The organism is Chthonobacter rhizosphaerae (genome assembly GCF_013839525.1).
In the GTDB taxonomy this organism is placed as follows: Bacteria; Pseudomonadota; Alphaproteobacteria; order Rhizobiales; family Pleomorphomonadaceae; genus Chthonobacter; species Chthonobacter rhizosphaerae.
The window spans coordinates 1-23051 of the sequence record NZ_JACDIS010000006.1 but is presented as its reverse complement, the minus strand read 5'-3'; the positions used below and the strand labels follow the sequence as shown (position 1 = coordinate 23051).

Genomic DNA, 23051 nt, shown 5'->3' with positions numbered 1-23051 from the left:
CATCTAATATATGCCGGGAACCATGTGATATATACGTTCAAGCATACTCAAAACGCAGGCCACCCTCATTTCCGGCCTGCCGGCCGCCGCGTCGGACATGCGCCGCGTCGGACCGCGCGTTTTCGCCTCCCCTCGACAGAGGGACACGTTTCATCGTCCGGAGGAGTCCGATGCTCCAGTCGGTCATTGGCCGGGACAAGTCGCCGCCCGAGATTTCGCTTATCGTGCCCATGTACAACGAAGAGGAGAACTGCGACCTCTTCTTCGACACGGTCGAGCCGATCCTGGAGAATCTCGATCCTGACTATGAGATCGTTTGCGTCAACGACGGCAGCCGGGATCGCACCTTCGAACGGCTGCTGGCCCACCGTTCGCGCAATCCGCGGATCAAGGTCGTCAATCTGTCCCGCAACTTCGGCAAGGAGGCCGCCCTCACGGCCGGCCTCGACCTCGCCACCGGCCGGGCCGTGGTGCCCATCGACGCGGACCTGCAGGACCCGCCCGAACTCCTCGCCGACATGGTCGCCGCCTGGCGCGCCGGCGCCCAGGTCGTGCTCGCCCGCCGGATCGATCGGTCCTCGGACAGCCCCCTGAAGCGCGCCACGTCCGCCGGCTTCTACTATGTCCTCGCCAGGATGGCCCAGCCGGCCATGCCGAACAACGTGGGCGATTTCCGCCTCATGGACCGGACGGTCGTGGAGGCTCTGAAGCGCCTGCCCGAGCGGTCGCGCTTCATGAAGGGCCTGTTCGCCTGGGTCGGCTACCGGCAGGTCACGATCGACTACGTGCGCCAGCCCCGCGCGGCCGGCGCCACCAAGTTCAACTACCTGAAGCTCTGGAACTTCGCGCTCGACGGCATCGTGTCGTTCAGCTCCTTCCCGCTGAAGGTCTGGTCCTACTTCGGTTTCCTGGTCAGCGTGCTCGCGGTCGGCTTCATGGTCTTCCTGGTCGTCCGCACGCTCCTCACCGGCATCGAGGTGCCGGGCTACGCCTCCACCATGAGCGTCATCCTCTTCTTCAACGGCATGGTGATGATCAGTCTCGGCGTCATCGGCGAGTACGTGTCCCGCATCTTCGTCGAGGTGAAGGGGCGCCCGATCTATCTCATCAACGAGATCGACGGCTTCGACGGCGCCCCCGGCTACGCCCCCGTGCCAGGCGCCACCCGCCTCGTCGAGCCAACATGACCGTCGGCATCCTGCGCGGCCTGCGGATCGACAGCCGCCTCTGGGAGGTCGCCGCCTTCGCGGCGGTCGGCCTCACCGCCTCCGTCGTCCACTTCGCCGCCGCCGTCCTCCTCATCGAGGAGGCCGGCCTGCGGCCCTGGCTCGCCAACATGGTGGCCTTCCTGACGGCGCTTCCCGTCAGCTATCTCGGACACGCCTTCCTGACATTCTCGGCCCGGCGCTACGGCCGCGCGGCGAGCGTCACCGGCCAGTCGGCCGGCCGCTTCCTGGCCCTCGCGCTCACCGGCTTTCTCCTCAACCAGACCGGCGTCCTCCTCCTCGTGGAGGGGGCCGGCCTGCCGCACCGTCCAGCGCTGGCGGCGGTCATCGTCGCCGTCGCGGGCTTCCTCTACCTCGCCAGCAAGTTCTGGGCATTCCGCGGGAGGCAGGCGTGAACCGGCAGTCTTGGGTCGCGACAGCGCCCGCTCTCCGCGTGCCCTCGCTCGTCGGCGCGCCCGCCGCCGTCGCGCCGCGCACCGAGGCCGTTCTTCTCGCGCTCATCCTGGCGGTCGGCGCCGCCCTGCGCCTCGCGACTATCTCGGCGGATTCGCTCTGGGTCGACGAGGGCTACACCCTGGCGATCGCCCAGCTGCCGTTCGGCCATCTGTGGAGCGTGCCGTTCGACGTCCACCCGGCGCTCCACTACACGATCGTCAAGGCGTTCATGGTCTTCGGCGACGGCGAGGCGGCGGTCCGGCTGCCGTCGGTCGTCGCGTCGCTGGCGGCGATGGGCGTGGCCTACGCCATCGCGCGCCGGCTGATCGGCCCGGTCGGCGCCCTCGTGACCGCCGCCGTCCTGGCGCTGGAGTACACGAGCCTCGTCTACGCCGCCAACGCCCGGAACTACACGGTCCTGCTCGTCCTGATGCTCGGCGCCTTCGGGGCGCTCCTCGCCGTCGCCGACGCCATCCGTGCGCCCGCTCGCCCGACCGCCCGCCGCCTCGCCGCGCCGGCGCTGGTCTACGCCGGGTGCGCCGTGGCGGCGCTCTACACCCACAACCAGAGCGTTTTCTACCTGGTCTTCGCCAACGCCGCCGTCGGCGTCGCCGAACTCGTCCGCAGCCCCCGGACGATCGTCCGCCTCGGGGTCGCGCTGATCCTCCTCAACCTGCCGGTCGTCGCCGCCTGGATTCCCTGGCTGAGGGTCATCCTCTCCACCACCGACGACTTCAACTGGCTCCCTCAGGCCGGCATCCGGGAAGCCGCCTGGGTGGCGCTCGTCACCGTGCTGCCCAACGACGTCGGCGCCTTGGGCGCGCTCGCCGCCGCGCTCGCCATCGTGCTCGGCCTCGCGGTCACCGTCTTCTCCCGCAACATCGGCCTCGCCACGGCGGTCCTCTTCCACCTGATCGTCTTCCCGTTGCTGATCTGGGCCTTCGGCTTCGTCTACAAGCCCATCTACATGGAGCGGACGATCCTGCCGATGCTGTTCGGCGCCGCGCTCGCGGTCGGCGCCGTCGCCGCCCTCGTCCGGTGGCGCGCCGTCGCGGCGGCCGTCGCCGGCGCCGCGCTCCTCGCCTCGGCGGTCTCGTCCGTCGCCTATCTCACCCGCGATCCCGCCGACCCCTCCCTCGGCGGCCATCTGGTGCAGAACTGGCGCGCCGCCGTGGCCGAGAGCCCGGACACGCCCCGGTCCGCCATCCTCCTCTGCGAAAGCTTTTCGGTCCCGACCGTCAGCACCTACGTGCGCGAGGCCGACGTGCTCGTGCTCTTCCCGGACGGCGGCGTCTGGCAGTTCACCCTGGACGATTGGCTGGCGGTGTTCGGCCTGCCGGTCGCCGAGCGCCGTCCAGACGTGGACGCCACCATCGCCCGCGTCCTCGCCGAACGGGGCCGGTCCCGGCTCTCCCTGTCCGATCTCCCGGCCCGCTACGATCGGATCACCACGATCCGCCCGGAGATCTTCTGCAAGGGCGGCTTCGCCAACGCGGTCCGAGCCGCCTTCGCCGCCGCGGGTCTGCAGACCGACGGCCGGCGCACCTACGCGGGCGTGACCGCCGAGACCTACGCCCCGCCCGCCCGTTGACGCCGCCGGGCCGGTCGCGATGGTCCCGACGTCGCCGGCGAACCCGACACCCGCCGCTCGGCCGCCCGCCGGGTGCGGGGCGCGTCGTCGGTAGCGGTTCATCCGTGCTGAATCGTGTGCGGAAACGCGGAAAATGTGCAAGTCTCCGACGCGTGGCGGCGGGGGCTTCAGTTGGGGCGAGAACTTTTCAGGTTCCTGAAGGATCTGGCGGCCAACATCACCACATATGGTGGAGCGACGGCCACAGTCCTGTTTTTCCTCGGGTATGACGAGGATGTAAGGGTTTGGGCTATACAGAATCGGCTTCTGGCAGCCGGCCTCGGTCTCTGCTACGTGGGCGTTTTCACAATACGGTGGGGGCTCGAGGGGCCGAAAAGAGATCTGGAGCGTCTGCGAGACAAAATGGATCGGGGCGGAGATAAGTGATGGAACAGATCGGTCAGTGGGCGTTGATGGGGCTGATCATCGTAGGGTCGCTTCGCGCCGTCACGGCTTTTCTTTCCCGTCCGATGTATAGCCGGCTCGCCGTCATGGTGGAACGTATCGCCTCCGAGCCCAGCGCGACCGACGCGGACCGCGCGTGGCTCACACTCGCGATGAATCAGGCGCTCAATCGCATAGAGCTGCCGCTGATGGCGCTCGGTCTGCCGTTGGCGATCATCGCCGCTGTCGGAGAGGCGTTGTTATACCCTCGTTCCCTGCGCTCGCCTGACCGCGGTTCCTCCGATTTCGAGAACCTGTCCAAGCGTGCAGATAAGATCGAAGAAGAATGGCTGCGTAGCGAGCTTGATGGCTACGATCATGAGCCTATTTTCTGGAATTCAGAAGCTCGGAAAGAAATATTTGAATTGTCCGAGAAGATTCAGGTTCTCAACTCGCCTTTGTCGGTAGCTGTGATATTTACGACGATTGTGTTCTCTGTGCCCATTCTTATTGTAGCATACTCGATGGGCAGGCCGGCTTCGATTTTCCATTACTTGGACCGTTCCACGGCGGCGAAGATGTCGCGCGCTTTTGCAGGTGCGATGGACGTCGAACGCTGATTGCGAGGGTTCACAGCCGTTGCCAGTGCAGCGCCTAGAGCGCTTCCCGACCTGACGGTAACGTCAGGTCGACAAGAAATCGCTCCAGATTCGATAAGCCGGAGCATTCTTTCGGCGATCAGGTCGTGCAATTTGATCGGAGAATGCTCTAGCGTGGCCGACGATGAGCATCTGATCGTTTCATGCGTTTCGTCCCACCGTCTTCAGCTATCTTGTCGATGGATGATAACCGTTACTTGGTCTCGGTAGCGGCCGCGTATCGGACAACTTGCCCTCGACTAGAGTTCAGCGCACGATGTTCGATACGTTCAAGGGTTTTGGTGAGCGCGCTGGGACTCGAACCCAGGACCCCATGATTAAAAGTCACGTGCTCTACCGGCTGAGCTACGCGCTCCCAAACCGCGTCGCGCCTCCGGCCGGAGGTGCGGTGCCGTTCGGCTGAACGGCGGTGGGCGAGGGGCCGCTCGCCCGCGGTGGGCACTCCTATACGCAAGCGCACGGGCTTGCGCAACACATGCGGCCGCGCCGGCGCGCCGCGGCCCGGCGGGCGGGACGCCGTCACACCTTCGTCTTCGCCATCAGCTTCTCCAGGAAGCCCAGCAGCAGCGCGGAGATCACGAAGGCCATGTGCAGGATGGTCAGCCACATGATCCGGTCGTTGGCATACTGGTCCGCGTTCAGGAACACCTGCAGCAGGTGGATCGACGAGATCGCCACGATCGACGACGCCACCTTGATCTTCAGGCTGCCGCTGTCCAGCTTGCCGAGGAAGGAGATGTCCGCCTCCTCGTCGTCGAACCGGCTGACGAAGTTCTCGTAGGACGAGATCATCACCATCACGAGGAGGCTCGCCACCAGCGCGGCGTCGATCAGCGCCAGCATGGCGAGGATCATCTCCGCGTCGGAGAGCACGAACACGCTGGCCGCCACCTTCCAGAGCTTCGCCATGAAGGAGACCGCGTAGACCGCGAGCGCCAGCCCGAGCCCCACGTAGAACACCACCAGCACGAACCGGCTGGCGAGAATCAGCCGCTCGACGAAGATCTCCACCGCCTTCATGCGAACCCCCGTCCGTGGGCGGGCCGGCGTCGCGGCACGACGCCCGACGGGGCCGGCCCCGCCGAATCCCTCGCAGTTCTTCTAGGCCGCCGGCCTTGTCAGCGTCGAGACAGCGCCATGACGCAGGCTCCGCCACGGATCGGCCACACGGCCGGTGTCCATCGCGGATCGGTCCGGCCGCCGCCCGCGCGGTGGCCGTCATCGCGGCGTCACCGGAACGGTGCCTTGTGCCGCGCGTTCGTCATCTTCCGCCCGTGTCTCTCGCCCGTCTGGTGCCCGTCGTGCCCGTCTTCATCCGCATCGGTGCCGCCTTCTTCCTCAACGCCGTCCTCCTCGGCACCTGGCTCACCCGGGTGCCCGACGTGATGGAGGCGCTCGGACTCACCAAGGCGGCCATGGGCCTCGCGCTCACGGCCGGTCCCATCGGCACGCTCGCGGTGCTGCCGTTCGTCGGCCGCTGGATCGACCGCACGTCGCCCGGCACGGTCTTCATCGCATCCGGGGTCGGCCTCGCGCTGGCGCTCCTGCCGATCGCGCTCGCGCCGGACTGGCTCACCCTCACGGTGGCGATCTTCGTCGCCGGCGTCACCAACGCCGGCATGGAGGTGGCCCAGAACGCCGCCGCCGACGCGTCCGAGAAGGCGGACGGCCGCAAGGTCATGGCGCGCTGCCACGGCTTCTGGAGCCTCGGCATCATGACCGGCGCGCTCGTCGCGGGCGCGGCCGGGCAGATCGGCGTCGACTACCCGGTCCATTTCGCCGCCGTCGCGGCGGTCTCCATCGGGGCGGCCCTCGCGCTCGCGCGCGCCCTGCCGCCGGTCGCCTTCGTGAAGCCGAAGACCGGCGGGGAGGGCGGCCAAGCGCCGATCTTCGCGCTGCCCGGCCGGGCCGTGCTCGGCGCCTGTCTCATGGCCATCGGCGTCACCCTGGCCGAGGGCGCCTTCTACGACTGGGGCACGCTCTTCCTGCGCCAGGATCTCGGCGCGTCGCCGTTCGCGGCGGGCGTCGGCTACGCCTGCTTCGCCGTCGCCATGGCGGTCGGCCGCTTCTCCGGCGACGTCATCCGCGAGCGCTTCCCGGCGCCCACCATCATCCGGGCCTGTTCGCTCGCCGCCGCCATCGGCCTCGTCGGCTTCATTCTCGCTCCCACCGTGCCGCTCGCCTGCGCGGCCCTGGTGGTGCTCGGCGCGGGCGTCTCGCTCGTCTTCCCGATGGCGGCGAGCGCCGTCGCGGACCGGAGCGGCGCGAGCGCGGCCAACAACCTCGCCGGCCTCTCCCTCGCCGTCATGGCGGCGCTCCTCACCGCGCCGCCGCTGATCGGCTTCATGGCCGAGGTCGCCGGCCTCGGCACGGCGTTCCTGGCGCTTCTGCCGGCGGTGGTCATGACCGGCCTCCTCGCCGGCCACGCCCGCGTCCGCCGGGACCCGACCTCGGCGGCGGCGTGTCCCGAAGCCGCGTGACGGGCGGCGACCGGTTCACGCCGGCCGCGCCATCGGCTAGCGTCCGACCAGCGACTCGTTGATTGGGTGGAGAAAGCGCATGAAAGCCGTTCGCGTCACGAAGACCGGAGGCCCCGAGGTGCTGCGGATCGAGGACGTCCCCGTCCCGTCCGCAGGGCCGGGCGAGGCGCTCGTCCGCCACACCGTCATCGGCGTCAACTTCATCGACACCTACTTCCGCTCCGGCCTCTACCCCACGGATCTGCCCTTTGTGCCGGGCGCCGAAGCCGCCGGCGTGGTCGAGGCGGTGGGCGAGGGCGTCACCACCGTGAAGCCCGGCGACCGCGTCGCCTACGCGGGCTCCACCGGCGCCTACAGCGAGATGCGCGTGATGCCGGCCGACCGGCTGGTCTCCATCCCCGACGGGGTGGACGACCGCACCGCCGCCGCCGTGCTCCTGAAGGGCCTCACCGTCCAGTTCCTCCTCACCCGCACCTTTCCGGTCGGGCCGGAGCACACCGTGCTCTTCCACGCAGGGGCGGGCGGCGTCGGCCTCATCGCCGGACAGTGGCTGAAGGCGATCGGATGCACCTCCATCGCGACGGTCGGCTCCGACGAGAAGGCCGAGGCCGCCAAGGCCGCCGGCTACACCCATGTCATCAACTACCGCACCGAGGATTTCGTCGCCCGCGTCGCCGAACTCACCGAGGGCGCCAAGGTGGACGTGGTCTACGACAGCGTCGGCAAGGACACCTTCCCCGGCTCGCTCGACTGCCTGAAGCCGCGCGGCCTGTTCGTCTCGTTCGGCAACTCCTCCGGACCCGTCCCGCCGTTCGACATGCTGCTCCTCTCCCGCAAGGGCTCCCTGTTCGCCACCCGGCCGACGCTGTTCAACTACGTGGCGAAGCGCGAGGAACTCACCGCCGCCGCCGCCGACCTGTTCGAGAAGGTCGCCGCCGGCGTGGTCCGCCCGGAGATCGGCCAGACCTTCGCCCTCGACGACGTGGTTGCCTGCCACGAGGCCATGGCGGCCCGCACCACGCGCGGAGCCACCCTCCTGCTGCCGTGACGGAGCGCGGCCCGGCGGCCCTCCGCCGGGCTCTCGAAGGGCGCCGTGCGCCCGGCGGGCTCTCGAAGCGCGCCGTGCGCGCGGGCGTCCGGAGTCCCCGCCCGACCGGTCCTCCGATCGGGCGGGCTCGTCCCTCCGCCAACATCGGTTGGGGAACTTCATTCCGCACCTTCCCGGCCGTCCTCTTGTATGCGATCGTTTTTTCGGCATGGTGAGAAAAACGGCGAGGCCGCGGAGCGTTAGGGTCTTCGCTGGGGTTGTCCGGGAGGTGCGGTTTGGGTCGACTGACGACGCATGTACTCGACACGGCATCGGGCCTGCCCGCCGCCGGGCTTGTGGCGCACCTGCTGCGCGTCGGTCCGGACGGCGCCGGCGAGCCGGTGAAGACGGTCGTCACCAACGCGGACGGCCGCTGCGACGCGCCCATCCTGGAGGGCGAGGCGCTCGCCGCCGGCACCTACGAGCTCCGCTTCGAAGCCGGCGCCTATCTGCGCGCGGCCGGTCACGCGCTGCCCGAGCCGGCTTTCCTCGACATCATCCCGATCCGCTTCGGCATCGCGGATCCGTCGCGCCACTACCACGTGCCGCTGCTCCTCTCGCCTTACGGCTATTCCACCTATCGCGGGAGCTGACCCCATGCGCGACACCATCCGCTTCATTCGAAAGGGCAGGGTGGTCGAGGTGCGGGACGTCGCCCCGACCGAGACCCTGCTCGACTATCTGCGCCTGCGCGAGCGCGCCTGCGGCACCAAGGAAGGCTGCAACGAGGGCGACTGCGGCGCCTGCACCGTGGCGGTCGGCTCCGTGGAGGGCGACCGGCTGATCTACCGGCCGGTCAACGCCTGCATCCAGTTCGTCGGCCAGCTCGATGGCAAGGAGATCGTCACCGTGGAGGACATCGCCGGTCCGTCCGGCCTCCATCCGGTGCAGCAGGCCATGGTGGACCACCACGGCTCCCAGTGCGGCTTCTGCACGCCGGGCATCGTGATGAGCCTCTTCTCCCTCTACCAGGACGCCGCGCGCGAGACGCCGCCGTCCCGCGCCGTGATCGACGAATGGCTCGCCGGCAACCTGTGCCGCTGCACCGGCTACCGGCCGATCGTCGACGCCGCCAGGACGGCTCTCGCGTCGCCGGCGGACGACATGTTCACCCGCTCCGCCGAGGCGACCACCGGCGTCCTCCAGTTCCTCGCCGACGACCAGGACGTGTTCGTCGGCACCGAGGACGCCTTCTTCGCCGCGCCGCGTTCCGTGGAGGCGCTCGCCGCCCTCTACGGCCGCCATCCGGACGCCACCCTGGTGGCGGGCGCCACCGACGTCGGGCTCTGGATCACCAAGCAGTTCCGGCCGATCCGCAAGCTCATCCACCTCGGCCGCGTCGACGGGCTCGACCGGATCGAGGACCTCGGCCCCGCGCTCATCATCGGCGCCACCGCCACCTACGAGGCGGCGTTCGACGCGCTCGCGGCCGTCGACCCGGACGTCGGCGCCGTCCTCAGGCGGCTCGGCTCACGGCAGGTGCGGGCGTCCGGCACGATCGGCGGCAACATCGCCAACGGCTCGCCGATCGGCGACACCCCGCCCATGCTGATCGCCCTCGGGGCGACCCTGGAGCTCGTTTCCGCCGAGGCCAACCGCGCCATGCCGCTGGAGGAGTTCTTCCTCGACTACGGCGTCCAGGACCGCCGCCCGTCCGAGTTCGTCGCCGGCGTCCTGGTGCCGAAGCTGAAGGACGATCAGGTCTTCCGCGCCTACAAGATCTCCAAGCGCTTCGACCAGGACATCTCCGCCGTCCTCGGCGCCTTCCTGTTCACCCTCCGCGACGGCGTCATCACCGAGGCGCGGGTCGCCTTCGGCGGCATGGCCGCCATCCCGAAACGGGCGCGGGCCGTGGAGGAGAGGCTCGTCGGCGTCTCGCCGGCGTCCGCCGCCGCCTGGAGCCCGGCCATCGAGGCCTTCGCCGAGGACTTCCAGCCTCTCACCGACATGCGGGCGAGCGCCCACTACCGCCTGGAGACCGCGCGGGCCCTCCTCGCCAAGGCGCTCCTGGAGACGGCCGGCGCCCCCACCAGCCGCACCCGCGTCGTCGGACACCGCGAACCCCGCCAGGAGGCCGCCCATGTCGGCGCTTGAGAGCGATCACGACGACACGCGCGACGACAGCCAGGACGGCGTCTTCGCCGTCGTCCGCCAGCCGATCCGACACGACAGCGCGGTCAAGCACGTCACCGGCGCGGCCGTCTACATCGACGACATGCGCGAGCCGGAGGGCACGCTGCACGTGGCGCCGGGCTTCTGCGCGTCGCTCGCCAAGGGCCGCTTCACCGCCGTCGACCTGGATCCGGTCCGCGCCCATCCGGGCGTCGTCGCCGTCCTGACCGCCGCCGACATCCCGGGCGTCAACGACTGCTCGCCGTCGGTCGGCGGCGATCCGATCTTCTCCGAGGGCGAGATCGAGTTCTGGGGCCAGGTGGTGTTCGCCGTCGTGGCCACCACCCGCGACGCCGCCCGCCGGGCCGCCAGGCTCGCCCGCTTCGAGGCGGTCGCCGAGACGCCCGCCATCACGGTCGCCGACGCCCGCGCGGCCGACCTCCACGTCCTGCCCGAATACCGGTTCGGCCGCGGCGACGTGGACCGCGACCTCGGCGACTGCCAGCGCCGGGTGAGCGGCCGCATCACCATGGGCGGCCAGGAGCATTTCTACCTGGAGGGCCAGATCGCGCTCGCCGTTCCGGGCGAGGACGGCGACATGCACGTCCACTCGTCCACCCAGCACCCGACCGAGGTCCAGCACCTCGTCGCCAAGGCGCTCGCCGTGCCCGACGCCGCCGTCACCGCCGAGGTGCGCCGCATGGGCGGCGGCTTCGGCGGCAAGGAGAGCCAGGCGAGCCAGTGGGCCGTGATCGCCGCCCTCGCGGCGGCGCAAACCGGCCGACCCTGCAAGCTCCGCCTCGATCGCGACGACGACATGGTGATGACCGGCAAGCGCCACGACGACGTGGCCGAGTTCGACGTCGGCTACGACGCCGAGGGCCGGATCGTCGCGACCCGGCTCGATTTCTACGCCCGCTGCGGCTATTCCCCCGACCTCTCGCTCGGGGTCAACGACCGCACCATGTTCCACGCCGACAACGCCTACTTCTACCCGGCGGTGCGCATCCTGTCCCAGCGGCTGAAGACCAACACGGTGTCCAACACCGCCTTCCGGGGCTTCGGCGGCCCGCAAGGGGTGCTCGCCGCCGAGCGCATCATGGACACCATCGCGGTCGAGACCGGCCTCGACCCGCTCGAGGTCCGCAAGCGCAACATCTACGGCCCCGGCCGGGACCTGACGCCCTACGGCATGAAGGTGGAGGACAACGTTCTCCCGGAGATCATCGCCGAGCTGGAGCGCACGTCCGACTACGCCGCCCGCCGCGCCGAGGTGAAGGCCTTCAACGCGAAGAACCGCATCCTGAAGAAGGGCATCGCCTTCACGCCGCTGAAGTTCGGCATCTCCTTCACGCTCGTCCACCTCAACCAGGCGGGCGCGCTCGTGCACGTCTACACGGACGGCTCGGTGCACCTCAACCACGGCGGCACCGAGATGGGGCAGGGGCTCAACACCAAGGTCGCCCAGGTGGTGGCCGAGGAGTTCGGCCTGCCGCTCGACCAGGTGAAGATCACCGCCACCACCACCGGCAAGGTGCCGAACACCGCCCCGACCGCCGCCTCCTCCGGCACCGACATCAACGGCATGGCCGCCCAGGTCGCCTGCCGGCAGATCAAGGCCCGCCTCGTCGACTTCGTCTCCCTGGAATACGGCACACCGGCCGACCAGATCGCCTTCCGCGACAGCCAGGTCATCATCGGCAACGGCTCCGTGCCGTTCCGCGACATCGTCAAGAAGGCCTTCCTCGCCCGCATCCAGCTCTCCTCGGCGGGCTACTACAAGACGCCGAAAATCACCTGGAACCGCGACCGCGCGGAGGGCCGGCCCTTCCTCTACTTCGCCTATGGGGCCGCCTGTTCGGAGGTGACCATCGACACCATGACCGGCGAGATGAAGGTGGACCGCATCGACATCCTCCACGACGTCGGCAAGTCCCTGAACCCGGCCATCGACATCGGCCAGATCGAGGGCGGCTTCATCCAGGGCATGGGCTGGGTCACGACCGAGGAACTCTGGTGGGACGAGCGGGGCCGCCTGCGCACGCACGCCCCGTCCACCTACAAGATCCCCTGTTCGTCCGACGTGCCGGAGGCTTTCCACACCGCGCTCTACGACAGCCCCGGCAACCGGGAGATCACCATCTTCCGCTCCAAGGCCGTCGGCGAGCCGCCGCTCATGCTGGCGGCGTCCGTCTTTTCCGCCGTGTTCGACGCCGTCGCCAGCCTGAGGCCCGGGGTGGTCCCGCTCCTCGACGCGCCGGCGACGCCGGAGGCCATCATGCGCGCCGTCACCGCCATGCGACGGGCGGAGGCCTGACCAGGCCCCGTCCCCCGGTAAGAAAGCGAGCCGTACCCGTGTCCGCCGTCTTCGCCACCCTCGCGAAGGTCCTTGCCGCCGAACCCGCCGTGGCGCTCGTCACGGTAGTCGGCGCGCGCGGGTCGACGCCGCGGGAGGCGGGCGCCCGCATGGTCGTCACCGCCGCCGGCGCCATCTCCGGCACCATCGGGGGCGGCCGCCTGGAGCTCGAGGCCGTCGACGCCGCCCGCGCCCTTGCGTCCGCCGGGCGCGACACCGCCATCCTCCGCCGATTCGCGCTCGGCCCGGCGCTCGGCCAGTGCTGCGGCGGCCACGTGACCCTCGCCATCGAGGCCATCACCGCCGCCCATCGGCCGGAGATCGAGGCGCTTTCCGCCGGCGAGGCCGCGGGCGGCCTCGTCACCGCCGCGCGCTTCACGGAAGGGCAGGGCGTCCGCCGCGCCATCGTCGGCCACGGCCCCGCGTCGCCCACCGCCCGCCTCGCCGACGACGGCACCCTCCACGAGGTGTTCGGCGAGCGCCGCCGGCCGGTCTACCTGTTCGGCGCCGGCCACGTGGGCCGCGCCGTGGTCCTCGCCCTCGCGCCCCTGCCGTTCCGGGTCCTCTGGGTGGACGAGCGCGCCGACATGTTTCCCGCCGCCATGCCGCGCACCGCCGAGCCGGTCGTCACCGACCGGCCGGAGGTCGTCGCCGCCGCCATGGAGGAGGGCGCCTTCGCGCTCGTCATGACCCACGACCACGGCGTCGACCTCGCCATCATGCACGCGGCGCTGAGGGCCCGGCGCCACGCCTTCCTCGGCCTCATCGGCAGCGCCACCAAGCGCGCCCGGTTCGAGAGCCGGCTGCAGGCGCTCGGGCTGCCGGCGGCCGAGGCGAGGGCCTTCCGCTGCCCCATCGGCGTGTCGGGGATCACGTCCAAGGAGCCCGCGCTGATCGCCGCGGCGGTTGCGGCCGAACTGCTGATCGAGGACGAAGCCGTGCGGGCGCGCCGCCATCCGGGCGAGCCGCTGATCCAGGCTGTGCCATGAGCGTCGAGGGAGCGAAACGAGGGTGGACGGCGAGACCATGACGGCGACGAGCACGCAACCGGGACCGACGCCCGCGCGCCCGCGCGGCGGGAGAGGGGACGGGGGCGGCGTGCCGCTTCTCGACGCCCGGCACATCGTCAAGCGCTTCGGCGCCACCACGGCCAACGACGACGTCAGCCTCCGGGTCATGCCGGGGGAGATCCACGCCCTCCTCGGCGAGAACGGCGCCGGCAAGTCAACCCTGGTGAAGATCCTCTACGGCGCCCTGCAGCCGAACGCCGGCGAGATCCTGTGGAAGGGCCAGCCGGTGGTGATCGCCTCGCCGGCCGAGGCGCGGGCGCTCGGCATCGGCATGGTGTTCCAGCACTTCTCGCTGTTCGAGGCGCTCACGGTCGCCGAGAACATCGCGCTCGCCCTGCCGAAGGGCACCGACACGCGCGATCTCTCCGCCACCATCGCCCGCGTCTCCCGCGACTACGGCCTGCCGCTCGATCCCGCGTCGCGCATCGCCGACCTCTCCGTCGGCGAGCGCCAGCGGGTCGAGATCGTCCGCTGCCTTCTCCAGAACCCGCAGCTCATCATCATGGACGAGCCCACGTCCGTGCTGACGCCCCAGGAGGCGGACCAGCTGTTCGAGACGCTGAAGCGCCTCGCCTCGGAAGGCTGCGCCATCCTCTACATCTCCCACCGGCTGGAGGAGGTGCGCGCCATCTGCCATCACGCCACCATCATGCGCCGCGCCAAGGTGGTGGCCGAGACCGATCCGACGGCGGAGACGGTCGGGACCCTCGCGCGCCTGATGGTCGGCACAGCGGTGGACGCGGTCAACCGCACCAGGGGCACGCCCGGCGCGCCGCGCCTCGTCCTCTCCGGCCTCGACATGCCGGCCCTCGGGGCCTTCGGCGTGCCGCTCCGCGCCATCGACCTCGCCGTCTCCGCCGGCGAGATCGTCGCCATCGCGGGCGTCGCCGGCAACGGCCAGGGCGAGCTCTTCGACGCCATCTCCGGCGAGCGTCCCGGCCGCGCCGAGGCCGTGGTGATCGACGGCAAGCCGGTCGGCCACCTCGGCGTCAACGGCCGCCGCCGGCTCGGCGCCGCCTTCGTGCCGGAGGAGCGGCTCGGCCACGGCGCCGTGCCCAGCCTCAAGCTGTCGGAGAACGTCGTTCTCACCCGCCACGGCACCGGCGAGGGCATCGCCGCCCGCGGTTTCACGCGCTTCGGCCTCGCCGGCCGCATCGTGGAGGCCGTCACCCAGCGCTTCGATGTCCGCAAGGGCCCCGCCGACCCGGAGGCCCGGTCGCTTTCCGGCGGCAACCTGCAGAAGTTCGTGGTCGGCCGCGAGGTGGACCGCACCCCCGGCATCCTGGTCGTCGCCCAGCCCACCTGGGGCGTCGACGCCGGCGCCGCCGCCGTCATCCGCCAGGCCCTCATCGACCTCGCCCGCGCCGGCTCCGCCGTCCTCGTCATCAGCCAGGACCTGGACGAGATCTTCGAGATCGCCGACCGCATCGCCGTCATCTCCCGAGGCCACCTCAGCCCCCCGAAGGACGCCGACGCCATGACCCGCGAGGAGATCGGCCTTCTGATGGCCGGCGGGGCGGAGAAGCGGTGATGGGGATCTGTCGAGGCGAGCAACGCCAGGCGTCTTCGCCGACACCCCTCTCTCCGGCTCTCTCCCACAAGGGGAGAGAGGGTCCCGTCAGCGGCTCAGTCGTGAAGCGCCGGACCGCCTGTGGCCGGTTCGGGACGGCAGAACTCACATCCGCCAACCGGCCCTCTCTCCCCTTGTGGGAGAGAGTGGGAGAGAGGGGTGCCACCTCCATCCCAACCAAATTCTGTCTCCCCTTGTGGGAGAGAGCCCGAGAAAGAGGCGCCACCTCCACCCCACCCACCACCGAACCCTCTCCCCCCTTGAGGGGGAGAGCCGGAGAGGGGGGTGCCACCGCCGCCCGATCGAAATCCCACCGCCCAGATCACCCCCGCCCGGACGCCCGCCCATGCGCCTAGAACTCGTCAAGCGGCCAGAGGTCAGCCGCGTCATGATGGTGGTCTCGCCGGTGCTCGCCGTCGGCCTCACCGTCCTGTTCGCCGCCGTCGTGTTCGCGCTCCAGGGCAAGGACCCGGCCGCCGGCGTCTACCACTTCTTCGTCGAGCCGCTGCTCTCGCCCTGGTCGATCGAGCAGCTGATCGTGAAGGCGACGCCGCTCGTCATCATCGCCCTCGGACTGTCGGTCTGCTACCTCTCCAACAACTGGAACATCGGCGCGGAGGGCCAGCTCACCGTCGGGGCCATCACCGGCTCCATCCTGCCGGTCCTCCTGCCGGAGTTCGTCTCCCCCGCCACCCTGCCGCTGATGATCCTCCTCGGCGCGCTCGGCGGGGCCCTCTACGCGGCCGTTCCGGCCCTCCTGAAGACCCGCTTCGGCACCAACGAGATCCTCACCTCGCTGATGCTCGTCTACGTGTCCGGCCTCTTCCTCGACTGGCTGGTGCGCGGCCCGTGGCGCGACCCGCAGGGCTACAACTTCCCGATCACCATCGACTTCAACGAGGCGGCCGTCCCGGCCACCTTCCCGATCGGGCCGCTCTACCTCAACCTCTCCGCCTTCCTCGCCCTCATCCTCGTGGTCGTGCTCGCCGTCACCCTCGGCCGCACCCTGAAGGGCTTCGAGATCCGCGTCCTCGGCCAGAGCCCGCGGGCCGGTGCCTTCGCGGGCTTCTCCGCCGAGAGGATGACGCTCTTCGCCTTCATGGTCTCCGGCGCGCTCGCCGGCGTCGCCGGCATCCTCACGGTGGCGTCGGAGATCGGCAAGCTGCAGCCGGCCATCTCGCCCGGCTACGGCTTCACGGCCATCATCGTGGCCTTCCTCGGCCGGCTGAACCCCATCGGCATCCTGATCGCCGGCCTCGTCATCGCGCTCTCCTACCTCGGCGGCGAGGCGATCCAGACCACCCTGCAGATGTCCTCCAAGGTGGCGACGGTGGTGCAGGGCATGCTGCTCTTCTTCGTGCTTGCCTGCGACACGCTCATCCTCTACCGCGTCCGTCTGGTCGGCCGCGCGCCGAAGGAGCCCGCCCGTGCTTGAGGCCATCATCCTCACCGTGATCACCGCCGCGACGCCGCTCCTCCTCGCCGCCATCGGCGAACTGGTGGTGGAACGTTCCGGCGTCCTCAACCTCGGCGTCGAGGGGATGATGGCCATGGGCGCTGTGTCCGGGTTCGCCGCCTCGCTCACCTTCGGCACGCCCTTCGCCGGCATCGTGGCCGGCGCGCTCGCCGGCATGGCGGTCAGCCTCGTGTTCGCCTTCGTGACGCAGACGCTCGTCGCAAACCAGGTGGCGTCGGGCCTCGCGCTCACCCTGTTCGGCCTCGGCCTCGCCGGCCTCCTCGGCGAGGGCTTCGTCGGCACGCCGGGCCTGAAGCTCCCGGCCCTCTTCATCCCCGGCCTCACGGACCTGCCCGTCGTCGGGCGCATCCTGTTCGGCCAGGACATCCTGGTCTACGTCTCCTTCGCGCTCGTCCTCGGCGTCTCCTGGTTCCTGTTCCGCACCCGCGCCGGCCTCGTGCTCCGGGCCGTGGGCGACAACCACGGTTCGGCCCACGCGCTCGGATACTCGGTCGTGAGGGTGCGCTACCTCGCGGTCCTCTTCGGCGGCGCCTGCGCCGGCCTCGGCGGCGCCTACCTGTCGCTCGCCTACACGCCGCTCTGGGTGGAGACCATGACCGCCGGCCGCGGCTGGATCGCGCTCGCCCTCGTGGTCTTCTCGTCCTGGCTGCCGAGCCGCCTCGTGGTCGGCGCCTACCTGTTCGGCGCGGTCACGATCCTGCAGCTCCATGCCCAGCCGCTCGGCCTCGGCGTGCCGGCGCAGTTCATGTCCATGCTGCCCTATCTCGCCACGGTGATCGTGCTGGTGCTCATCTCGGGCAACCGCCGCACCACGCGCTTCAACACGCCCGCATGCCTCGGGACCCCCTTCGTGCCGGACCGGTGACCCCGGACCGGCATCGGCGCGCCCATCGGCGCGCCGGCCGAACCGGCGGAGGCGAAACGGCCCGCTTCCGCCCGCCTATGACAGGCCGCTGACGACCCCTTCCAGGGAGACACCAGAATGAAGAAGATGCTCCTCCTCGCCGGCACGGCGCTCGCCGTCGCGCTCGGCGCCTCCGCCGCCTCCGCCCAGGACAAGTTCAAGGCCTGCTGGGTCTACGTGGGCCCGATCGGCGACTTCGGCTATTCCTACCAGCACGACCAGGGCCGTCTGCAGGTGGAGAAGGAACTCGGCGACAAGGTCGAGACCGCCTACCTGGAGAACGTGGCCGAGGGTCCGGACGCGGAACGCGCCATCGAGCGCTTCGCCCGCGAAGGCTGCCAGCTGATCTTCACCACCTCCTTCGGCTTCATGGACCCGACCATCAAGGTCGCCAAGAAGTTTCCGGACGTGAAGTTCGAGCACGCCACCGGCTTCAAGAAGGCCGACAACGTCGCCATCTACAACGCCCGCTTCTACGAGGGCCGCTACATCCTCGGCCAGATCGCCGCGAAGGAGTCGAAGGCCGGTCTCGCCGGCTACATCGTGTCCTTCCCGATCCCGGAAGTCGTCATGGGCATCAACGCCTTCATGCTCGGCGCCCAGTCCGTGAACCCGGACTTCAAGGTCAAGATCGTCTGGGTGAACACCTGGTTCGACCCGGGCAAGGAAGCCGACGCCGCCAAGGCGCTGTTCGACCAGGGCGCGGACATCATCGTCCAGCACACCGACTCCACCGCTCCGCTGCAGATCGCCGAGGAGCGCGGCCTCAAGGGCTTCGGCCAGTCGTCCGACATGGTCAAGTTCGCCCCGAAGGCGCAGATGACCTCCATCGTGGACGACTGGGGTCCCTACTACGTCAAGCGCGTACAGGCCGCCCTCGACGGCACCTGGACCGCCACGGACGTCTGGGAAGGCATCAAGGACGGCGCCGTCGTGATGGCCGAGTACGCCAACATGGCCGACGACACCAAGAAGCTCGCCGAAGAGACCGAGGCCAAGATCGCCGACGGCAGCTTCCACCCGTTCACCGGCCCGATCGTCGACCAGGAGGGCAAGGAGCGCTACCCGGCCGGCGCGGTGGTGCCGGACGGCGACCTCCTCGGCATGAACTGGTACGTGAAGGGCGTGGACGACAAGCTGCCCCAGTAAGCCGGGCAGGGCGCCTCCACCCCGCCGGACGACGCGGCCGGCCCTCACCCGAGGGCCGGCCTTTTTCGTTGCGAGACGGCCCCAGGCCCCGCCGCGCCATCGTCCAGCCCCGCCCGACCCGCCGGCCCTTGTCGAGCCCCCAGCGTCGCCGCGCATCTCTCCAACCTGGCGCGACGGTGCGCGGGACCGGCCTTGCCGAAGCCGAGAACGCTTGGCGAACATCAGCGTCCGGGGCCATGCGGACGCCGAAAATGCATCACCCAAGTGGATGATACGAAGCGCTTGACGAGAGAACAAAATAAGAACAAACTAAAATCATAACGAGTTCCGGAGGATCACATGCGGGCCACTGCTCGGGCGACCATCTCCCATCCGCTCCCCGTCTCCATGCCGGCCCGCCCGGTCAGCCGCCGTCAGCAGCGGCGCACCCCGGTGGTGCCGCTGATCCGGTCGCGCGAGGCGGACGAGACCATGATCCTCACCGTCTCCGACTTCATGGTCCCCGCCCACCGCCGCATCGCCGCCAGCGTCCTCCAGGCCGCCCTGGTGCGAGACGTCGCCGCCTTCGGGGCGCTCATCCTGTTCGCCACCATGCTGGCCCTCGTGCTCGGCGGCGATCCGGGCGTCTGACGGGCCTGGCTGTTGATGACCGGGGCGCTGGCGAGGTCTGACGATTGAGTGGGGAAGGGGGGCGGTTCACAGTGGCCGAATCGGGCGGCCCGCCGCGCGTGGCGGGGCCCGACAGGTCGAAACGGCGCGGATCGGCGCCGACGGGAGGGTGACGGTGGCGGACACGATGGCGGACGACGTCGGTTTCGTGCACCTGCGCGTGCATTCGGCCTATTCGCTGCTCGAGGGGGCCTTGCCGCTCGGCAAGATCCTGAAGCTCGCCGACGCGGACGGCCAGCCCGCCATCGCGGTCACCGACACCGGCAACCTGTTCGGCGCCCTGGAATTCTCCGAGAAGGCGGCCGAGAAGGGCATCCAGCCGATCGTCGGCTGCGAGCTCGCCCTCGACTTCGCCGACGAGCCGCTCGATCGCCGCCGCCCCGGCCTCGGCCCGACGCTGCCGTCCATCGTGCTCCTCGCCGGCACACAGGCCGGCTTCGACAACCTCGTCCTCCTCGTCTCCAAGTCCTTCATGGAGACCGAGCCCGGCGCCCGCGCCCATGTGTCGGTCGACGCGCTGAAGGGTCTGACCGGCGGGCTGATCGCGCTCACCGGCGGCCCCGGCGGCCCGGTCGACCAGGCGCTCCGGCGCGGCGACCGCGACTGCGCCGCCGCCCGCCTCACCCTGCTGGAGGAGCTGTTCGGCGACCGGCTCTACATGGAGCTGCAGCGCCACGGCACCGACGAGGAGCGGATGGTCGAGCCGGACCTCCTCGACTTCGCCTACGACCGCGGCATTCCGCTCGTCGCCACCAACGAGTGCTTCTTCCCCGCCCGCGACGACTACGAGGCCCACGACGCCCTGATCGCCATCGCGGAAGGCCGCGTGCTCGCCGACGACGACCGCCGCCGGCTCACTCCGGAGCACTATTTCAAGACCCGCCGCGAGATGCGCGAGGTCTTCGCCGACCTGCCGGAGGCCGTGGACAACACGGTCGAGATCGCCATGCGCTGCGCCTACCGGCCGAAGAAGCGCAAGCCCATCCTGCCGCGCTTCGCCGGGGCCGACGTCGCCGACGTGGCCGAGGCCGAGCGCGCCGAGGCGGCGGAACTCGCCCGCCAGGCGTGGGAGGGCCTCGACGCGCGCCTCAAGGTGCACGGCTGCGCCCCCGGCACCACGGAGGACGACTACCGCCAGCGGCTCGATTTCGAGCTCGGCATCATCACCAAGATGAAGTTCCCCGGCTACTTCCTCATCGTGGCCGACTTCATCAAGTGGGCGAAGGCGCACCGCATCCCGGTCGGGCCGGGTCGCGGCTCGGGCGCGGGCTCGCTCGTCGCCTTCGCGCTCACCATCACGGACCTCGATCCGATGCGGTTCGCGCTCCTGTTCGAGCGCTTCCTCAACCCGGAACGCGTGTCGATGCCTGACTTCGACATCGACTTCTGCCAGGACCGGCGCGAGGAGGTGATCCGCTACGTCCAGGAGAAGTACGGCCGCGAGCAGGTCGCCCAGATCATCACCTTCGGCACCCTGCAGGCCCGCGCGGTGCTGCGCGACGTCGGCCGCGTGCTCCAAATGCCCTACGGCCAGGTGGACAAGCTCTGCAAGCTGGTGCCGCAGAACCCCGCCAACCCGGTCACGCTCGCCCAGGCCCTCACCGACGAGCCGCGCCTGCGCGAGGCCCGGCGCGACGAGCCCATCGTCGACCGTCTGCTCGACATGTCGCTGCGCCTGGAGGGCCTCTACCGCCACGCCTCCACCCACGCCGCCGGCATCGTGATCGGCGACCGGCCGCTCGACCGGCTGGTGCCGGTCTACCGCGACCCGCGCTCCGACATGCCGGTCACCCAGTACAACATGAAGTGGGTGGAGAGCGCCGGCCTCGTCAAGTTCGACTTCCTCGGCCTCAAGACCCTGACCGTGCTCGAAAAGGCGCTCCGGCTGATCGAGCGCAAGGGCGTCACCATCGACCTCTCGGCCCTGCCGCTCGACGACGAGGCCACCTACGCCATGCTGGCGCGCTCCGAGACCGTCGGCGTGTTCCAGCTGGAATCCATGGGCATGCGCAAGGCCATCTCGGAGATCAAGCCGGACCGGTTCGAGGACATCATCGCCCTCGTGGCCCTCTACCGGCCGGGTCCGATGGCCAACATCCCCGTCTACGGCGCGCGCAAGTACGGCCTTGAGGAGCCCGACTACCTGCACCCCAGCCTCGAACCGGTGCTGAAGGAGACCTACGGCATCATCGTCTACCAAGAGCAGGTGATGCAGATCGCCCAGATCCTGTCGGGCTATTCCCTCGGCGAGGCCGATCTTCTGCGCCGCGCCATGGGCAAGAAGATCAAGGCCGAGATGGACGCGCAGCGCGTCCGCTTCGTCTCCGGCGCGGTGGAGCGCGGGATCGACAAGGCCCAGGCCGACATGATCTTCGACCTCCTGGCGAAGTTCGCCGACTACGGCTTCAACAAGAGCCACGCGGCCGCCTACGCGCTCGTCGCCTACCAGACGGCCTACCTGAAAGCCAACCACCCGGTCGAATTCCTCGCCGCGTCCATGACGCTCGACATGGCGAACACCGACAAGATCAACGACTTCCGGCGCGACGCCATCCGCCTCGGCATCAAGGTCCAGCCGCCTTCGGTGGTCGAATCCGATGTGGAGTTCGAGGTCAAGGACGGCCGCATCCTCTACGCGCTCGCCGCCGTGAAGGGCGTCGGCCGGCAGGCGGTCGAGCACATCGTGGACGTGCGCGGCGACCGCCCGTTCAAGTCGCTCGCCGACTTCGCCGACCGCATCCAGCCCAAGGCGCTCAACAAGCGGGTCCTCGAAAACCTCGTCGCCGCCGGCGCCTTCGACGCCCTGGAGAAGAGCCGCGCCCGCATCGTGGAGGGCCTCGACATCATCCTGGCGGTCGCCGCCCGGCGCGTCGGCCAGGAGGCGACCGGCCAGAACGACATGTTCGGCGGCGGCGGCGAGCCGGAGCCCGTCCGTCTGCCGGCCGTGGCCGACTGGCTGCCCGAGGAGCGCCTCCAGCGCGAGCACGGCGCCATCGGCTTCTACCTTTCCGCCCATCCGCTCGACGCCTACCAGGCCATCCTCGGCCGCCTGCGCGTCCAGAGCTGGGGCGAGTTCTCGGCCGCGGTGAAGCGCGGTGCCACCGCCGGCCGCCTCGCCGGCACCGTGGTGGCCCGCCAGGAGCGCAAGACCAAGACCGGCAACAAGATGGGCATCCTCGGCATCTCGGACCCGACCGGCCAGTACGAGGCGGTCATCTTCTCCGAGGGGCTCAACCACTACCGGGACCTCCTGGAGCCCGGCCATTCGGTCATCCTGCTGGTCTCCGCCGAGGACAAGCCGGAGGGCATCTCGGTCCGCATCGAGACGGTGGAGCCGCTCGACCAGGCCGCCGGCAAGCTGAAGAACGCGCTCCGCGTCTTCCTTCGCGACGAGCAGCCGCTGGAAGCCATCGCCAAGCGCCTGGAGCCGACGGGCGAGGGCGACGTGTCGCTCATCGTGGTGTCCGGCGGCGGCAAGGGCGAGGTCGAGGTCAAGCTCCCCGGCCGCTACAAGGTCTCCCCCCAGATCGCCGGCGCGCTGCGCGCCGTCCCGGGCGTGGTGGAGGTCGAACTGGTGGCCTGACGACAGCCGGCATCACGGCCGCAGCCCCCCTGCACAACCGCGGCCGCCTCCGCACAACCGCGGCCGCCCCCGCACAACGCTCCCCCCTCTCCCCTTGAGGGAGAGGGCCGGGGAGAGGGGTGAACCACCACGCCTTTCATCGACGCACCCCACCCCCTCTCCCCTTGAGGGAGAGGGCCGGGGAGAGGTGTGAACCACCACGCCTCCCATCGACGCACCCCACCCCCTCTCCCCTTGAGGGAGAGGGCCGGGGAGAGGTG

At 70.0% G+C, this 23051-nt stretch carries 17 protein-coding genes and 1 tRNA gene; 16 read left to right on the top strand and 2 right to left on the bottom strand.

The window, feature by feature from the left end:
• The first annotated feature begins 170 nt into the window (after positions 1–170).
• From HND91_RS12120 to HND91_RS12105, 4 genes are all read left to right on the top strand, one after another.
• Complete coding sequence (locus HND91_RS12120) at positions 171–1187, top strand: glycosyltransferase family 2 protein (protein ID WP_181706845.1); 1017 nt, start codon at positions 171–173, stop codon at positions 1185–1187.
• Positions 1184–1621, top strand: coding sequence for a GtrA family protein (locus tag HND91_RS12115; protein ID WP_181706844.1), 438 nt, complete (start codon positions 1184–1186; stop codon positions 1619–1621). The genes HND91_RS12120 and HND91_RS12115 overlap by 4 nt, the downstream gene beginning before the upstream one ends.
• Complete coding sequence (locus HND91_RS12110; RefSeq protein WP_181706843.1) at positions 1618–3252, top strand: glycosyltransferase family 39 protein; 1635 nt, start codon at positions 1618–1620, stop codon at positions 3250–3252. The genes HND91_RS12115 and HND91_RS12110 overlap by 4 nt, the downstream gene beginning before the upstream one ends.
• 425 nt (positions 3253–3677) lie before the next feature.
• Complete coding sequence (locus HND91_RS12105) at positions 3678–4295, top strand: hypothetical protein (protein ID WP_181706842.1); 618 nt, start codon at positions 3678–3680, stop codon at positions 4293–4295.
• Positions 4296–4613: 318 nt separating this feature from the next.
• Here HND91_RS12105 and HND91_RS12100 read toward each other — a convergent pair.
• A tRNA-Lys gene (locus HND91_RS12100) sits at positions 4614–4689 on the bottom strand.
• A 164-nt stretch (positions 4690–4853) separates the two neighbouring features.
• Positions 4854–5354 carry a TIGR00645 family protein gene (locus tag HND91_RS12095; protein WP_181706841.1) on the bottom strand — a complete coding sequence of 167 codons (501 nt, stop codon included), beginning with the start codon at positions 5352–5354 and terminating at the stop codon, positions 4854–4856.
• 281 nt (positions 5355–5635) lie between these two features.
• On the opposite strand from HND91_RS12095, the gene HND91_RS12090 reads away from it, so the two are divergent.
• From HND91_RS12090 to dnaE, 12 genes are all read left to right on the top strand, one after another.
• Positions 5636–6814 (top strand): MFS transporter, encoded by a 1179-nt coding sequence (locus HND91_RS12090; protein ID WP_181706840.1) that lies wholly within the window; start codon positions 5636–5638, stop codon positions 6812–6814.
• Positions 6815–6893: 79 nt separating this feature from the next.
• Complete coding sequence (locus tag HND91_RS12085) at positions 6894–7862, top strand: quinone oxidoreductase family protein (protein ID WP_181706839.1); 969 nt, start codon at positions 6894–6896, stop codon at positions 7860–7862.
• A 275-nt stretch (positions 7863–8137) separates the two neighbouring features.
• Complete coding sequence (gene uraH, locus HND91_RS12080; protein ID WP_181706838.1) at positions 8138–8494, top strand: hydroxyisourate hydrolase; 357 nt, start codon at positions 8138–8140, stop codon at positions 8492–8494.
• 4 nt (positions 8495–8498) lie between these two features.
• Complete coding sequence (gene xdhA / locus HND91_RS12075; RefSeq protein ID WP_181706837.1) at positions 8499–9995, top strand: xanthine dehydrogenase small subunit; 1497 nt, start codon at positions 8499–8501, stop codon at positions 9993–9995.
• The gene (xdhB, locus tag HND91_RS12070) at positions 9982–12330 is read left to right on the top strand and encodes a xanthine dehydrogenase molybdopterin binding subunit (RefSeq protein ID WP_181706836.1); all 2349 of its coding nucleotides are present in this window, start codon (positions 9982–9984) and stop codon (positions 12328–12330) included. The genes xdhA and xdhB overlap by 14 nt, the downstream gene beginning before the upstream one ends.
• A gap of 38 nt (positions 12331–12368) precedes the next feature.
• Entirely contained in the window at positions 12369–13358 is a 990-nt protein-coding gene (xdhC, locus tag HND91_RS12065) for a xanthine dehydrogenase accessory protein XdhC (protein ID WP_181706835.1), read from the top strand.
• 37 nt (positions 13359–13395) lie between these two features.
• Positions 13396–14970: an ABC transporter ATP-binding protein gene (locus tag HND91_RS12060; protein ID WP_181706834.1), complete on the top strand. Its 1575-nt coding sequence runs from the start codon at positions 13396–13398 to the stop codon at positions 14968–14970.
• 385 nt (positions 14971–15355) lie between these two features.
• Positions 15356–16444, top strand: coding sequence for an ABC transporter permease (locus HND91_RS12055; RefSeq protein ID WP_181706833.1), 1089 nt, complete (start codon positions 15356–15358; stop codon positions 16442–16444).
• On the top strand, positions 16437–17351 hold the full coding sequence (locus HND91_RS12050) for an ABC transporter permease subunit (protein WP_181706832.1): 915 nt from the start codon (positions 16437–16439) through the stop codon (positions 17349–17351). The genes HND91_RS12055 and HND91_RS12050 overlap by 8 nt, the downstream gene beginning before the upstream one ends.
• Positions 17352–17468: 117 nt before the next feature.
• Positions 17469–18539, top strand: a complete 1071-nt coding sequence (locus HND91_RS12045; protein ID WP_181706831.1) for a BMP family ABC transporter substrate-binding protein — start codon at positions 17469–17471, stop codon at positions 18537–18539.
• 339 nt (positions 18540–18878) lie between these two features.
• Positions 18879–19169 (top strand): hypothetical protein, encoded by a 291-nt coding sequence (locus tag HND91_RS12040; protein WP_181706830.1) that lies wholly within the window; start codon positions 18879–18881, stop codon positions 19167–19169.
• 166 nt (positions 19170–19335) lie between these two features.
• Positions 19336–22791: a DNA polymerase III subunit alpha gene (gene dnaE, locus HND91_RS12035; protein WP_181707134.1), complete on the top strand. Its 3456-nt coding sequence runs from the start codon at positions 19336–19338 to the stop codon at positions 22789–22791.
• The last annotated feature ends 260 nt before the right edge of the window (positions 22792–23051 follow it).